This window comes from Myxococcus sp. CA040A (assembly GCF_013336725.1).
In the GTDB taxonomy this organism is placed as follows: Bacteria; Myxococcota; Myxococcia; order Myxococcales; family Myxococcaceae; genus Myxococcus; species Myxococcus llanfairpwllgwyngyllgogerychwyrndrobwllllantysiliogogogochensis.
The window spans coordinates 385,903-399,834 of record NZ_JABUMR010000001.1 but is presented as its reverse complement, the minus strand read 5'-3'; the positions used below and the strand labels follow the sequence as shown (position 1 = coordinate 399,834).

The 13,932-nt window shown below is 70.1% G+C and carries 11 protein-coding genes; 5 read left to right on the top strand and 6 right to left on the bottom strand.

What is annotated here, in order from left to right; genetic code table 11:
- Positions 1 to 33: 33 nt before the first annotated feature.
- From HUA75_RS01700 to HUA75_RS01690, 3 genes are all read right to left on the bottom strand, one after another.
- A complete protein-coding gene (locus tag HUA75_RS01700; RefSeq protein ID WP_174485369.1) occupies positions 34 to 1,623 on the bottom strand; it encodes a serine hydrolase in 1,590 nt (529 codons plus the stop codon).
- Between the two features lie 72 nt (positions 1,624 to 1,695).
- The gene (locus tag HUA75_RS01695; protein ID WP_141640712.1) at positions 1,696 to 3,975 is read right to left on the bottom strand and encodes a glutamine amidotransferase; all 2,280 of its coding nucleotides are present in this window, start codon (positions 3,973 to 3,975) and stop codon (positions 1,696 to 1,698) included.
- Between the two features lie 27 nt (positions 3,976 to 4,002).
- The gene (locus HUA75_RS01690; protein WP_174485368.1) at positions 4,003 to 4,761 is read right to left on the bottom strand and encodes a DUF4159 domain-containing protein; all 759 of its coding nucleotides are present in this window, start codon (positions 4,759 to 4,761) and stop codon (positions 4,003 to 4,005) included.
- A 57-nt stretch (positions 4,762 to 4,818) separates the two neighbouring features.
- On the opposite strand from HUA75_RS01690, the gene HUA75_RS01685 reads away from it, so the two are divergent.
- The 4 genes from HUA75_RS01685 (at position 4,819) to HUA75_RS01670 (ending at position 9,021) form a co-directional block, all read left to right on the top strand.
- Positions 4,819 to 5,082 (top strand): molecular chaperone DnaJ, encoded by a 264-nt coding sequence (locus HUA75_RS01685; protein WP_174452941.1) that lies wholly within the window; start codon positions 4,819 to 4,821, stop codon positions 5,080 to 5,082.
- A 72-nt stretch (positions 5,083 to 5,154) separates the two neighbouring features.
- Positions 5,155 to 5,865, top strand: coding sequence for a hypothetical protein (locus HUA75_RS01680; RefSeq protein ID WP_141640715.1), 711 nt, complete (start codon positions 5,155 to 5,157; stop codon positions 5,863 to 5,865).
- Between the two features lie 93 nt (positions 5,866 to 5,958).
- On the top strand, positions 5,959 to 7,428 hold the full coding sequence (locus HUA75_RS01675; RefSeq protein ID WP_174485367.1) for a hypothetical protein: 1,470 nt from the start codon (positions 5,959 to 5,961) through the stop codon (positions 7,426 to 7,428).
- A 24-nt stretch (positions 7,429 to 7,452) separates the two neighbouring features.
- Complete coding sequence (locus tag HUA75_RS01670) at positions 7,453 to 9,021, top strand: beta-ketoacyl synthase N-terminal-like domain-containing protein (protein WP_141640717.1); 1,569 nt, start codon at positions 7,453 to 7,455, stop codon at positions 9,019 to 9,021.
- A gap of 19 nt (positions 9,022 to 9,040) precedes the next feature.
- Here the strand turns inward: HUA75_RS01670 and HUA75_RS01665 are convergent, their stop codons facing one another.
- Positions 9,041 to 9,610 carry a hypothetical protein gene (locus HUA75_RS01665; protein ID WP_141640718.1) on the bottom strand — a complete coding sequence of 190 codons (570 nt, stop codon included), beginning with the start codon at positions 9,608 to 9,610 and terminating at the stop codon, positions 9,041 to 9,043.
- Between the two features lie 77 nt (positions 9,611 to 9,687).
- The gene (locus tag HUA75_RS01660) at positions 9,688 to 10,800 is read right to left on the bottom strand and encodes an RNA polymerase factor sigma-32 (RefSeq protein ID WP_141640719.1); all 1,113 of its coding nucleotides are present in this window, start codon (positions 10,798 to 10,800) and stop codon (positions 9,688 to 9,690) included.
- A 68-nt stretch (positions 10,801 to 10,868) separates the two neighbouring features.
- Between HUA75_RS01660 and HUA75_RS01655 the strand changes: the two genes are divergently transcribed.
- Complete coding sequence (locus HUA75_RS01655) at positions 10,869 to 13,310, top strand: DEAD/DEAH box helicase (protein WP_174485366.1); 2,442 nt, start codon at positions 10,869 to 10,871, stop codon at positions 13,308 to 13,310.
- Positions 13,311 to 13,429: 119 nt separating this feature from the next.
- Here the strand turns inward: HUA75_RS01655 and HUA75_RS01650 are convergent, their stop codons facing one another.
- A complete protein-coding gene (locus tag HUA75_RS01650; RefSeq protein ID WP_174485365.1) occupies positions 13,430 to 13,927 on the bottom strand; it encodes a helix-turn-helix domain-containing protein in 498 nt (165 codons plus the stop codon).
- Positions 13,928 to 13,932: the final 5 nt, after the last annotated feature.

The window sequence follows — 13,932 nt, the reverse complement described above, 5'->3', positions numbered from 1 at the left end:
CTGGCATCTCGGCCAGGCGGGCGGCTCCCGACCTCAGTGCACCGGCAGCGCGACGGCGCTCGGGGCCTCCTTCACGGGCGTGAAGAGCAGGTCCTGGAAGTCGAAGCTGAAGTCGGTGAGCGGCGAGACAGGCTGCATCCGCATCTCGCCCACCGTGCCATCCGGCTTCAGCGAGAAGGACACGAAGGCATCGGCGTTGAGCGAGCGGTCCTTCCAGCGCGCGACGAAGGTGTCGTATTGCCAGTGCTCCAGCTCGCCGACGAGGCCGGGCGTCCTGCTGAAGCGCAGCACCAGCTTCTGCGCCTCACGCGTCAGCGTCACGTCGCCGTACCACGCGTCGCGGAACTTCCCGGCGTAGGCCTCGAGTGGCAGCGACGGCTTGCTCTCGGTCTTCCTGCCCTCCTTCAGGCTGGCGACCTGTCCCTCCGCCTTCGCCTTCTTCGCGTCGTCATCCGCCTTGAACGCGGCGACCCAGTCCGTCGCGGGCGCGCCCATGAACGCATCCAGCACCGTCCACACCGGGACCTCAATCGTGCCGCGCTCCTCCTGGTTCGTCAGCACGGCGATGCCCAGCCCCAGCTCCGGCACCAGCATCACCCGTGAGTAGTAGCCCGGCAGCGCGCCGCCGTGGCCCACCAGCTTGTAGCCCCGGTAATCCCGCAGCGACCAACCCAGTCCATACGCGGCGAAGTTCGCGCGCAGCGCCGCCAGGGGCTTGGAGGGCTCGGTGACGGTCATCACCGTCTGCGCGGCCCACATCTCGCGGGACTGGCCCTCGCTGAACAGCCGCTTCTTGCCCTCGGTGCCGGGAATCACCCCCCGGGCCAGCTGCGTCAGCATCCACTTCGACAAGTCGTTGACGCTGGAGTTGATGGCCGCCGCGGGCGCGTTGTTGTCGAAGCCCATGGCGGGGATGGTCTTGAGCACGCCATCCGCCTTCGCGTGCGGCGTCGCGACGTTGCTGCCCACGCGCAGCGCCTTCGACAGCGTGCTGCTGTCACGCATGCCCACCGGCGTGAAGATGCGCTCGCGCACGAAGTCCCGCCAGTGCCGGCCGCTCACCTTCTCGATGACCTTGCCGGCCACGAGGTAGAGGATGTTGTCGTAGTTGTAGCGGCTGCGAAAACTCGTCGCCGGGCGGATGTGCCGCAGCTTGGAGACAATCTCGTCCTCCGTGAAGGTGGACTGCGGGAAGTACAGCAGGTCTCCCGCGCCGAGCCCCAGCCCGCTGCGGTGGACGAGCAAATCCCGCACCGTCAGCTCGCGGGTGACGTACGGGTCGAACATCTGGAACGACGGCAGGTGGTCGACGACGCGGTCGTCCCACTGGAGCTTGCCTTCGTCGACGAGCATCGCCAGCGCCGCCGCCGTGAAGGCCTTGCTGTTGGAGGCGATGCCGAACAGCGTGTCCGCCGTCACCGGCGCAGCGTCACCCAGCCTGCGCACGCCATAGCCCTTGGACAGCACCACCTTGCCGTCCTTCACCACGGCCAGGGCCACGCCCGGCACGTCGAAGGTCTTCATCGCCTTCTGAATCGTGGCGTCCAGGTCCGGGGGCAGCGACTGGGCGAACGTCGGGGACAGCGGAAGGAAGACGAGCAGGAGCGCGAGGACGTGACGCACGAGGACTCCGAGATGGGGTGCGGGTCGGAAAGCCCCTGTCTACCCCACCTCGTGGACGCGCCCCAGCGCCCCCTAGACGTAACCAAAGCGGCGCCGCGCGAACCACTCCGCGCCGAGCAGCCCGATGAGCGCGACGAGGTAGTACCAGCGGTCCCACAGCGGCTGGTCCTTCGCGCGCCCCACCTCCACCACGGGAGGGTCCAACAGCGGCATGTCCGGCAGCCCGTCCTGCGGCAGCTTGTACGCCTTGCCACCCGTCACCTTGGCGATCTGCTCCATCAACTCCGGCCGCACGGAGGCGTCCGACAGCTCCGGCCCCACGGCGCGCACCGCCACCGCGTCCTCGCCCTTGCCCAGGTCCGTCTCGCCCTTCTTCGCCGTCGCGAGCAGCTTGTACGGCCCCGGCTCCGGCGGCGCGAACTCCAGCCGCACCACGCCGTCCGGCCCCGTGGCGCCCGTCTGCACCGCCACCGGCTTCTGCGTCGCCACCGAGAACAGTTCCACGCGCACCTGCGCGTCCTGCGCGGGCTGGTAGTCGGAGCTGCGCGCCTGCACCACCACGGCCACCGGACGCCCCGGCTCCACCGACGGCGGGTCCGCTGTCACCTTCAGCGTCGTCAGGTCCGGGTCCCTCACCAGCCACCGCAGCGCGTTGCCCCAGAAGCGGTCATACGCGCGGCTGGGCGAGCCATCCCGGTGCGCCGCGAAGGCCCAGTACCACGACGCATCCGTGGCCATGACGAGCGCCCGGCCCCGGCCATAGTCCCAGACGGCGACAAGCGGCGCGTTCTTCCCATTCGCGGTGAGATGCGGATGCTCCAGCAACACGGTGGCGCCAGGGCGCGCGTACGTCAGGTTGGCGCCCGGAATCGGCGGCAGCTCTCCCCACGCGGCCTCGGTGCTGGACGCGCCCGTGCCAATGGCCGTCACCGGGTGGCGCAGGCCCTCCGGCGTCAGGCGCGCGGTGAAGGGCTCCACGTTGGCGGGGCCCGCGGCGGCCACGGGCAAGGCTTCCATCAGCGTGGGCATGGTGGCGCGGCCCTCGCCCAGCACACTGTCGCCGCCAATCATCACGAAGGCGCCGCCGTTGTGGATGTAGCGCTCCAGGTTGCGCTCGTACTCGGCGATGGAGAGCGTCGGGTCCGCGTGCCCGAAGTTCTGGAAGATGACGACGTCGAAGGTGTCCAGCTTCGTGTCGAAAATCTCCTCCATGGGGAACGGGATGAGGGACAGCTCGCGCTCGTTCGCCACGCCCGGGTCGTCCGACAGCGTGCGCAGGATGTAGAACGAGATGAGGTCCACATTGGCGTCCTGCTTCAACAGGCCGCGCAGGTAGCGCTCGTCCCAGGACGGGCGGCCCACCACCAGCAGCACGCGCACGCGGTCCCGGATGACCTTCAGCGTGAAGGAGCGGCTGTTGTTCTCCGTCACCGCCTCGTCCGGGAAGGTGGGCACCGTCACCGTGTAGACGAAGCGCCCCGTCTGGTCCGGCGTGAAGGTGAAGGACACCGGCTTCACGTCGTCGTTGGTTTCCAGGCGCACCGTCTTGGTCGCCACCGTCTTGCCCTCCTGGCTGAGGACAATGGGAATCTCCCGGCCCCGGAAGCCGCGGCCGTGAATCTCCGCCTCCACGGTGAGCGAGTTGCGCACGAAGGCGAAGTCATCCACCTTCAGGCCTTCAATCGACAAGTCCTTCAGCGCCTCCTGGCCCACGGTGAAGGTGGAGACCGGCACGCCCAGGTCCGCCAGCGCCGCGCGAGCCCGGCCCACCACGCCTGACTTCAACTCCGTGTTGTCCGCGCCGTCGCTGAACAGCAGCACGCCGGACAGCTTGCGCGCGCCCTGCCCCGCGCCCGCCGCCGCACGCAGCGCGGCCAGCAGGTCCGTGGTGCCCGCGCGAGGCGGCTCCTTGGCCAGCGACGCGGGCGTCACCGGCGCCAGCTCCGGGTCGAACCCGTACATCTCCACCGTGAAGCGGTCCTGGAGTCCCGCGAGCGCCGGCGAGGCCTTCTCCAGGAAGGTGGCCACCTCCGCGGCGCGCGTGGGACCTCCGGGCTCCGAGGGGAAACCCATGGACGCGGAGCGGTCCACCAGCACCGCGACGCGGTTCTTCATCCGCGCCACCTGCAAGTGCCGGATGCCGGGCTCCAGCAGGAAGAAGAGCGCGGCCACGCCCGCGCCCACGCGCAGCGCCCACAAGAGGACGCGACGTCCACGCGAGGGCTCGCGGCGCACGCCCCAGGCGGCCAGCGCGACTCCCAGGAGCAACCCGAGCGCGAGGAACACCAGCGCCCACGAAGGCAGGGGAGAGAGGCTGACGAGCTTCCAGGCGTTGAAGGTGGGGGAATTCATCCAGGCTCTTGGCGTAGGGCCGGTGCTTCAGCGCCGCTTGTTGAGGATGAGCTGCAGGTGGACGGCGTCGTCCTTGTAGTCCAGGCAGAGGGCGTACATGCAGACGTTGATGCCCAGCCTCACCGCCAGCTCCCGCTGCGGCTCGCCGCCGGGGCTCACGTCGAACTCGTAGTCCCCGGACTCGTTGCGGCTCCACGCCCCGGCCACGTCGTTCTGCGAGTAGAGCACCGCCGCGCGCTTGCCCAGGCTGGCCGCCATCATCTGCGGCTTGTTGAGCAGCCGGCCCGGCGCCACGTCCAGCAGGAAGAAGGACTTGAACACCACGTGCCCCGAGGGCACCTCCGCGAGCGGGTTCTGCGGCAGCACCCGCGCCATCTCCCGACGGAAGCTGGCGTCGAAGCCGTCCCCGTCGCTGCCGTCGTTGGCGTCCGCCAGCATGAAGCCGCCGTACGTCAGGTAGCGCCGCAGGTTGGAGACCTCCGCCTCGTTGAGTGGAGGGAAGGCCCCGTCACCGCCGAAGTAGAGGAAGGGGTACTCGAAGAGGTCCGGACTGCTCAGCGCGAAGGGGCGCGCGTCCGGCACCACCTCCACGGACGTGCGGCGCTGGAGTTCCCACGCGATTCGCCGCAGGCCGGACAGCCGCGCATCCCAGCGACCGCCGTGCTTCGCCACCGCGGGGATGAAGCGGTTCTTCTCGCCGAACGCGTGCGCACGCCCCGCCAGCAACGGAGCGAGCGCGGCGGAGCCGAGCAGGAGGTTTCGACGGGTCAGACGCCGCACGGACATAGAGCGCATCTATATACCGTCGACGGGTACTCGCATTCCCCGGTATAGAGCGGGCCCATGGCAAAAGGCGGACAGACGCCCGAGCAGCCCGGCTCTCCCGAGGTCCGGGCGGCCTGGGCTCGCAAGGAGGCAGGCGACGTCGCCGGCGCGCGACGCGAGGCCGAGCGTCTGCTGGCGGGCAGTCCCACCCCCGAGGACCGGGCCGAGGCGGAGGAACTGCTGCGCCGCACCTCCACCCCCAAGGCCCTCTTTGGCTTCGCCCTGCTCGCCGCCGCCGTCTTCGTCGTCCTGCTGCTATTGGCCTTGACCCGCTACGCTTAAGCTACATCGTCGGCGCCCTCGTGCCCCCTGGGGGCAAACGTCGGGTGCGCCGCAATGCAAGGAGTTGGAGCCATGGAAGGCCTCCTCCAGGCCCTCAAGGCCTATCAGGAGCTCAACCCGTCGGGCTGGGTCGGCATCTACCGCCTGCTCCCCATGTGGGCGGGCATCGTTTGCTGTGTCGCCGGGGTGACGCTGCTGCTGGTGGGCGGAGGCCCCCGGGTGTTCCGGGTGCTGGCCGGGCCCATCGGCGCGCTCCTGGGGCTGGTGTGGACGGGCGCCGTCACCGCGAAGCTGGGCCTGCCGGACCTGGACCCGCGGGCGCCCTCCATCGTCGCGGCCGTGCTCCTGGCGCTGGGCTTCCTCTTCCCGCCCGCCATCACCTTCGTGGGCCTGGGCGTGCCGCTGGGCCTGTTGGCCGGGCAGATCGCCGGGCCGCAGGACTTCCTGCTCGGCTTCGCGCCGGGGTTCATCATCGGCGGGCTCGTCGGCGCGCTGCTACACCGGGTGGTCAGCGCCCTGGTGGCCTCCGCGGTGGGCGGCTGGGTGCTCGTCATCGGCGCGCTGGCGGCGCTGCACCAGTTCGGCGGGCTGGTGGCCGCCGTGGCCAGCAGGCCCTGGGGCGTCATCATCGCCGCCGGCCTGTTCGCCGTGGCCGGCGCCGTGTACCAGCTCGCCATGCGCCCCTCCCCTGAAGAAGCCGACAAACAACGCGGGGAAAAGGAGCGCGCCAAGCTGCGGCAGGCGGAGCAGCGGGCGCTCGAGAAACGTTGGGGGGTCAAGTAGCCGACCTCCGACGGGCGCCGGCCGCGCTTTACCTCCAGCGTCGTGGCGCGTACATTCCGCCGCCTTTCCCCCCGGAAAACCCCCGAAGGATTGATGGGCCAGGTCAGGCGCAAGGAGTCGGAGAAGAAGCAGGAGTCCCCCTCGGAGCCCGCCCCCCGGCAGGAGCCCACCGCGAGCACCGCGTGGGTGAAGCCGGAAGGGATGTCGCGCCGGGGCTGGGCCGTGCTCGCCGCGCTGGTCCTCGTCATCCAGTTTCCCCTCATCCACTACGCCCTGTTCCGCGGAGACGCGGATGTGACGGCGACAGTGCCCTACACCCAGGACTTCGCGGACCCGGGCGTGGTGAAGCGGGACTTCTTCTCCGTGGGTGGCTACTGGCGGGTGATTCAGGGCGAGCTCCTGGCACCGGGCGTGAAGAACAACCCGCTGTGGCTCCAGGCGCCGCTGCCGGACGACGTGGCCATCGAGTTCGACGTGCGCTCGGAGCTGCCCGAGGGTGACATCCGGGTGGAGGTCTTCGGCAACGGCGTGGACCCCAGCTCCGGGTACGTCCTGGTGCAGGGCGGGTTCAACAACTCGATGTCCGTGCTGGCCCGGCTGGACATGGGCGCGCCCAACATCGACGCGCTCAAGCGCCGCGCGGCGCGCAAGGCCGGGGCCCAGGGTGACAAGGCGGACGACGGCGCGAAGACGGACGCCGCGGACATCGCCTCCGTGTTCAAGGACGACACCCGCGTCCGCGTGGAAGCGCGCGGCACGCCGGTGCAGGCCGGCCGCACGTACCACTGGCGCATCGAGCGCCGAGGCACGCTCCTCCGCTGGAGCATCGACGGAGAAGCCTTCCTGGAGTTCGACGACCCCCGTCCCCTCAAGGGCAAGGGCCATGACCGGCTGGGCCTGTCCGGCTTCGAGTCGCAGATTTTCTACGACAACCTGCGCGTGGACTCGCCGGACCGGCTGCCCGCCCGCGTCGCACCCCCCGCGCCCGTGATTCCTCCCGGCCCGTACGCGGACGACTTCAACCGCGACACGCTGGGAGAGGCGTGGAACGTCACCAACCCCTCCGCCACGAAGCTGGTGGACGGCGCGCTGGTGGTGGAGATGGTCCACAACCGCCCCGTGTGGCTCAAGCGGCCCATCCCCCGCGACGCGACGATTGAGTTCGACGCGTGGACGGACAGCCCGGACGGCGACATCAAGATCGAGGCGTGGGGTGACGGTCGCTCCTTCTACGCCGGAGACCTGCGCCTGCAGTACACGGCGACGGGCTACGTGTTCATCTTCGGCGGCTGGCGCAACACGCAGTCGGCCATCGCCCGACGCAGCGAGCACACGCCGGACCGGGTGACGCGCGACGGGGCCTCCGTGGTGCCCGGCAAGCGCCACCACTTCAAGCTGACCCGACGCGCAGGCACCCTCTCCTGGGAGCTGGACGGGCAGCCGTTCCTCACCCTCCAGGACCCCTCGCCCCTGGAAGGGACGCGCAATCAGTACTTCGGCTTCTCCGGCTGGAAGAGCCGGGTCCACTTCGACAATCTGAAGATCGAGCCGCTCGCCCCCTGAGTAGCGGCCAAGGAAAGTCACACCGTGCGCAGAGTTGGCATCTTCGGCTGGGGCGTCGTCGCCCCCCGGTCCAGGAACATCGAGGCGTTCGAGAGGAACCTCACGTCCTCCGAAAGCTGGCTGTCCCCTTTCAACGGCTTCGGGCCGGACAACTTCCTCGTCGGCACGCCGGAGTTCGAGCTGGCCGACTACAAGCCCTGGATTGACGAGCGCTTCCCGGCCAACCGCTTCTCGCAGCTGGAGCGGAAGATGGGGCAGCCGACGCAGTTCGCCATCGGCGCGTTCATCCAGTCGCTGTCGCAGAACCCCGGCCTGGAGCAGGAGCTGCAGGCCCTGGGGCCCCGCGCGCACGTCTACGTGGGCACGGGCCTGGGCGACCTGCCCACCATCCAGTCCATCTCGTTGGACTTGTACCGCGCCCAGCGCCGGTGGGACCGCTTCTGGTCCGCGCCGGAGCGCAACGCGGTGATGCGCAAGTGGCTGGAGACGCGCGAGCCTTTGGCGGGCCTGCCGCCGGAGCCGTCGTCGGTGGAAGAAGGCATCCGCGACGAGGCCGAGGACGCGTGGTGGCACTTCTGGACGGCCCAGTCCACGGAGCTGCGCGAGTACCTGGCGGAGCTGCGCGACATCGAGGCCATTGGCGTGCCGGACGGCGCCGACGTGGAGTCCGCGAAGCTGGCCGTCATCAAGGAGAAGCGCACCCGCAACGCCCGGCTGCAGAAGAAGTGGAGCGCGCCGGAGCCGCCCTGGAACGCCGTTTCCTCCAACGTGCTGTGGAACATCCACAACACGCCCGCCTCGCAGATTTCGATGCTGGGTCAAATCACCGGCATGACGTTCGCTCCCGTCGCCGCGTGCTCGTCCTTCGGCTATGGCCTGAAGCTGGCCATGAACTCGCTCCAGCTGGGCGAGGCGAAGGCCGTGGTCATGGGCATGACGGACGCGGCGCCCAACCCGCTCGTCGTGGGCGGCTTCTACAACGCCCGCGTCATCTCCGCCGACGCCGCCATCTCCAAGCCCCTCACCGCGCTGCGCGGCACGCACATCGCGGGAGGCGCGGTGGTCTGGGTGCTGGGCGACTACGACTACTTCACGTCCAAGGGCTTCAAGCCGCTGGGCATGGAGCCCGTCTCCGTGGGCGTCACCGCGGACGCGGACCACATCATCACCCCGTCCAAGGAAGGCCCCACCCTGGCCATCCGCGAGGCGCTGGCCGCCGCGGGCTGCTCGGCCGACGACGTGGGGAGCTGGGACTTGCACGCCACCGCCACCCCGGGTGACTACCTGGAGGTGCAGAACCTGCGGGACGTGCTGCCCGCGTCGGTGCTCATCACCGCGCGCAAGGGCACGTTCGGCCACGGCATGTCCGCGGGCGGCGGCTGGGAGCTGACGGCGCAGTACCTGGGCTACGGGCGCGGGCAGGTGTTCCCCACGCCGCTGAAGCCCAAGGAGCTCAACCAGCAGATTTCCCGCGTCCACGGCCGCTTCGTGTTCGACGAGGCCGTCGCGGCGCCCGCTGGCTGCGCGGGCAAGCTGTCCATGGGCGTGGGCGGCATCAACGCCTGCGTCATCTCCCGGCCCTGGAAGAAGTGACGCCGCGCCGCCGCGAGGCTCAGGGGTGGGCGCTCACCGCGTCCGCCTCCAGCTTCGCGGCCGACGCCGGGTCGATTCGCTGGAGCAACATCAGCTCCAGCTCCAAGTCGCGCGCGTAGTTCTGCTGGGTGGGCAGCACGCCGCTGGTGGTGGAGTCGAGGCGGGCCTGGGCCTGCTCCTCCTGGGCGCGCTGCGAGCCGCCGGTGGCGATTCGCTGGTCCACGTTGCCCACGCCAATGTTCTGGGCCACCCGGTTGCCCCGCATCACCCGGAGGATGGCGCCCCCGGAATTGAGCGTGAGGCCCTCGACGAGGAAGCGCGAGGAGGAGGTGGGCCCCAGGGTGCCGCCTCCGGAGTCGCGCCACTCCGTCTCCAGCACGAAGCGGCCCGGCATCTCCTTCCACGAGTAGCCCTGCTCCTTGAGCAGCGCCTTCACGTCGGGCCAGAAGTCCGGCAGCGGCCGTCGGTAGACATGGTCCGCCGCCTTGTCGCGCAGGTAGTTCTGCCGAAGCGAGCCAGCACAACCCACAAGCGTCAGCAACGCGGCGACGACGAGACACACGCCCGAGGCGCGGAAGATGCGGCCCATGGAGAACCCCCAGGAGGAAGCGGTGACGACAGCGGGCAGCATAGCGCTCCCCGCCCTCGCCGCGCGCTCCCGCCCCCTCAGGCCTTGGGCGACGCCACCAGGTCGAAGTCGGGGATGTGTTCACGCATGAACTCGCGCATCCGCTGGATGAGCGCCGCCTCTATCTGCCGCGCGCGCTCCCGGCTGACGCCGTACTTGTCGCCGATGTCCTGGAGCGTCAGCGGCTCGTCGGAGGTGAGGCGGTTCTCGAAGATGAAGCGCTCCTTGCCCTCCAGCGTGCGGGAGAACTCGGCGAGCTTCTCGCGGAAGAGGGCCTTGAGCTGCTCGGCGCCCAGTCGCTCGTCGGCGGGGATGGCGCCCGACGGCAGGTAGCGGTCCGCGCGGGTGCCTCGGGAGCCCTCGTCGTCCCCGCCCAGCGGCGCGTCGATGGACAGCTCGTCGTGGCCGAGCCGCTGGTCCATCTCCACCACGTCCTGCTCGGTGACGTTGAGCCGCTCCGCCAACAGCTTGGGGCTGGCCTCGAAGCCCTGGGCGACGAGCTTGTCCTGCTCCTGGCGCAGCTTGAAGAAGAGCTTCCGCTGGGCTTCCGTCGTCCCCAGCTTCACCATCTTCCAGTTGTCCATGATGTAGCGAAGGATGTACGCCCGAATCCACCAGGCCGCGTAGCTGCTCAGCTTCACGCCCCGCTCCGGGTCGTACTTCTTCACCGCCTGCATCAACCCGATGTTCCCCTCCTGGACCAGGTCCAACAGGGAAAGCGGGTTGCGGTGGTACTCGTGGGCCAGCTTCACCACGAGCCGCAGATTGGAGGCCACCAGCCGGTAGGCGGTGCGCACATCGCCCGTGTCGCGGTAGTGGCGCGACAGCTCCAGCTCCTCCTCGCGCGTCAGCAGGGGGTGGCGCTGCACCTCCGTCATGTAGGCCTGGAGGGGGTCCCGGTTGGAGAGCGCTGATTCGCTCGACTTGACGAGGGCCCGGGAGGGCACGGGCCTGACCACCTCCACCTCGGGCTCCGCGTCAACCAGCTCGGCCACGTCCGGCTCCAAGGAATCCGGGTCCGACGCTGTCTGGGCCCCTGGCTCCTCCACCTCCGCCTCGACGACCTCCGCCTGGGCGGGCGCGCTGCCCGCCGCCCGCTTCGCACGGGGCCGGGAAGTCGTTCCTTTGGTTCTTTTCCCTCCACTCGCCATGGGCGCTCCATACCCCAAAGTGCCGCGATTGTTGCCAGAGGGTAATGCAGGAGCTATGCCCCTGCTTGATGAGCGACATCCAAGAGCCCACCGCGCCGGGCAGCCCGGCCACCGAAGAAGCCCCGACCCGTCCCGCCGAATACATCGCGGACATCGGCTTCGACGAAATGAACCTGTCAGAGCCCCTCCGCCGCGCGCTGGCGGAGCGCGGCTACACCCATCCCACCCCTGTCCAGGCCCGGGCGTTCCGGCCGGTGATGGAGGGCAAGGACCTGATTGTCCGCAGCAAGACTGGCACCGGTAAGACGGCCGCGTTCGGCCTGCCGTTGCTGGAGAAGATTCCCGCGGACGAGAAGCGCGTGCGCGCCCTCATCCTCTGCCCCACGCGCGAGTTGGCGATGCAGGTGGCGGACGAGCTGCGGTCCCTGGGCAAGAACAAGGGCGTGAAGGTGGCGGCCATCTACGGCGGCGCCTCCATGAAGCAGCAGGAGGACGCGTTCGAGGAGGGCACGCCCATCATCGTCGGCACGCCGGGCCGGGTGTTCGACCACATCAACCGGGGCAACCTGAAGCTGGACGGTTGCGACCACGCGGTGCTGGACGAAGCCGACGAGATGCTCAACCAGGGCTTCTACGAGGAAGTCACCCGCATCCTCGACCGTCTTCCGAAGGCGCGTCAGGTGCTGCTCTTCAGCGCCACCGTCCCCACGGACATCCAGAACCTCATCGCCCGGTACACGACGAACGCGGAGACGCTGCTGTTGTCCGGCGACGTCTTCACGGTGGAGCACATCCACCACGTCCGCTACGACGTGTCGGACGCCTTCCCCAAGCCGCGCAACCTCATCTACATCCTGGAGAAGGAGGAGCCGCCCAACGCCATCATCTTCTGCAACACGCGGGATGACACGGCGCTGGTGACCGCGGTGCTCAACCGCAACGGCTTCGACGCGGAGCTGCTCAACGGAGACCTGCCGCAGAAGGAGCGCGAGCGGGTGATGGGCAAGGTGAAGCGCGGCGAGGTGGCCTTCATGGTCGCCACGGACATCGCGGCGCGCGGCATCGACATCTCCGGCCTCGAGTACGTCATCAACTACTCGCTGCCCGAGGACCCGGCCGTGTACCTGCACCGCGTCGGCCGCACCGGCCGCATCGGCAACAAGGGCACCGCCATCAACCTCTTCTCCGGGCGCGAGCTGGCGACGTACACCGTGCTGGAGAAGAAGTACGGCATCAAGTTCGAGCGGCAGGAGATGCCCGCGCCCGAGGAGGCGATGCGTCTGTGGACGGAGCGCCACGTGCGCGAAATCCAGGAGGCCTCCGGCTCCTCCATCTTCGAGGGCTTCCTGCCCCTGGCCGCGCAGCTGAAGAACAAGCCGAACGCGGACGACCTGGTCGCCTTCCTGCTCAAGTACTTCTTCAGCCACCTGCGCATGGAGAAGGCCCAGGCCGCCCAGGAGACCGAGCGCCGCGAGCCGGCCCCCGAGCGCAAGAGCGAGAGCCGGAGCGAGGGCCGAGGACGCGGCGGGCGCGACGACAAGCGCGAGCGCGGCGGTGAGCGTCGCGAGCGCGAGGAGCGGCGTGAGCGGGGCGAGAAGCCCATGGCCCGCCCGGAGCACCCGGACCGCGAGCGCCGTCCGCGTCGTGACGAACCCCGTCGGGAGAGAGACCCGGGCGCGAGCCGAGGCGCCGCGGCGCTGGAGGCGGGCCCTGGCGAGGTGAAGCTGTGGGTCAACCTGGGAACGGCGGACGGCCTGGGGCCGGGCAGCATCGCCACGGCCCTGGAAGACGCCGGCGCGCCGCTGGGGAAGATGGTGCGCGCGGAGCTGCGCCCCACCTTCGCGTACGTCTTCGTCGCGGAGGACGACTCCCCGGGGTTCGAGACGCTCAACGGCAAGCAGCACGGCACCAAGACGCTGCGCGTGGAGAAGAGCAAGCCGCGCACCGAGCGCGAGCCCGGCACCCGTCCGCCCCCGTCTCCTGACGCGGGCCCCGGCGAGGTGAAGCTGTGGACCAACCTGGGCATGGATGACGGCATGGACGAGGCGAAGCTGCCCGCCGCGCTGGAGGCCGCGGGCGCGCCCGCCGGCAAGGTGCTCAAGGCGCTCTTGCGCCCCACCTACGGCTACGCCTACGTGGCCGAGGCGGACGCTCCGGCCTTCGAGGCGCTCAACGGCAAGCTGCACGGCGACAAGCCGCTGAAGCTGGAGCGGCACCGCCCGCGCGGCTCGCGCGAGGAGCGTCGTCCGCGTCACGAGGCGCTGCCGGACCTGCCGGGCCAGGTGCGCCTGTGGGTGGGCCTGGGCAGGCAGGACGGGCTGGATGAGGCGGGCGTCACCGCCGCGCTCGAGGCCGCGGGCGCTCCGGCCGGCAAGGTCGCGCGGATGGACCTGCGCCCGACCTACGCGTACGTCTTCGTCGCGGATGAGGACGCCGCCGGGTTCGAGACCACGCACGGCAAGCAGCACGGTGAGCGCACGCTGAAGGTCGAGCGCGCTCGCAAGAAGTAATCCGGTGTTTTCCCCGGGAGGCACGTGCTTCCCGGGGCCGCCGCGAGCCAGGACTCGGAGCAGGCGTCTTGCTGGCCTGGGCGCTTCCGAGATGGCTCGGGGAGGCGCCCCCTCCCGGGTCAGGCGCCTTCCTGCTCCGCGGCCTTCCTGCGTCGGGCCCGGTGGTAGTGGGCGGTGCACAGGCCTCGGGCCAGCACGGGCCGCTCGCACTCGGGCTCCTCGCAGCGCGCGGGCTCGGGCCCGGTGGGCCGCGACGGCATGGGGCCCGCGCTGAACATCACCTCCGCCACTTCCAGCAGCCGGTCCACGTCCTGTCGCGACAGCCGGCGGACCCGGGCGAAGCCCTCCAACCGGTGGGCTCCCGCGTCGTCCACGTCATCCAGCCGGAGCAGCTCCCACAAGGGCAGCTCCAGCGCGACGGCCACCTGGAGGAGCGTCTCGTAGCTGGGGCCTCGCTCTCCGCGCTCCAGCAGTGACGCGAAGGACACGGAGATGCCACACCGGGCGGCGAAGTCTTCCTGGGTGAGGCCGCGTCGCTCTCGCAGCGCGCGAATCCGCCGGGCCAGGCCCTGCAGGTGTCCGTTCACCGCGGAAGCATCCGGAGGGCCGGGAGACATGGCAG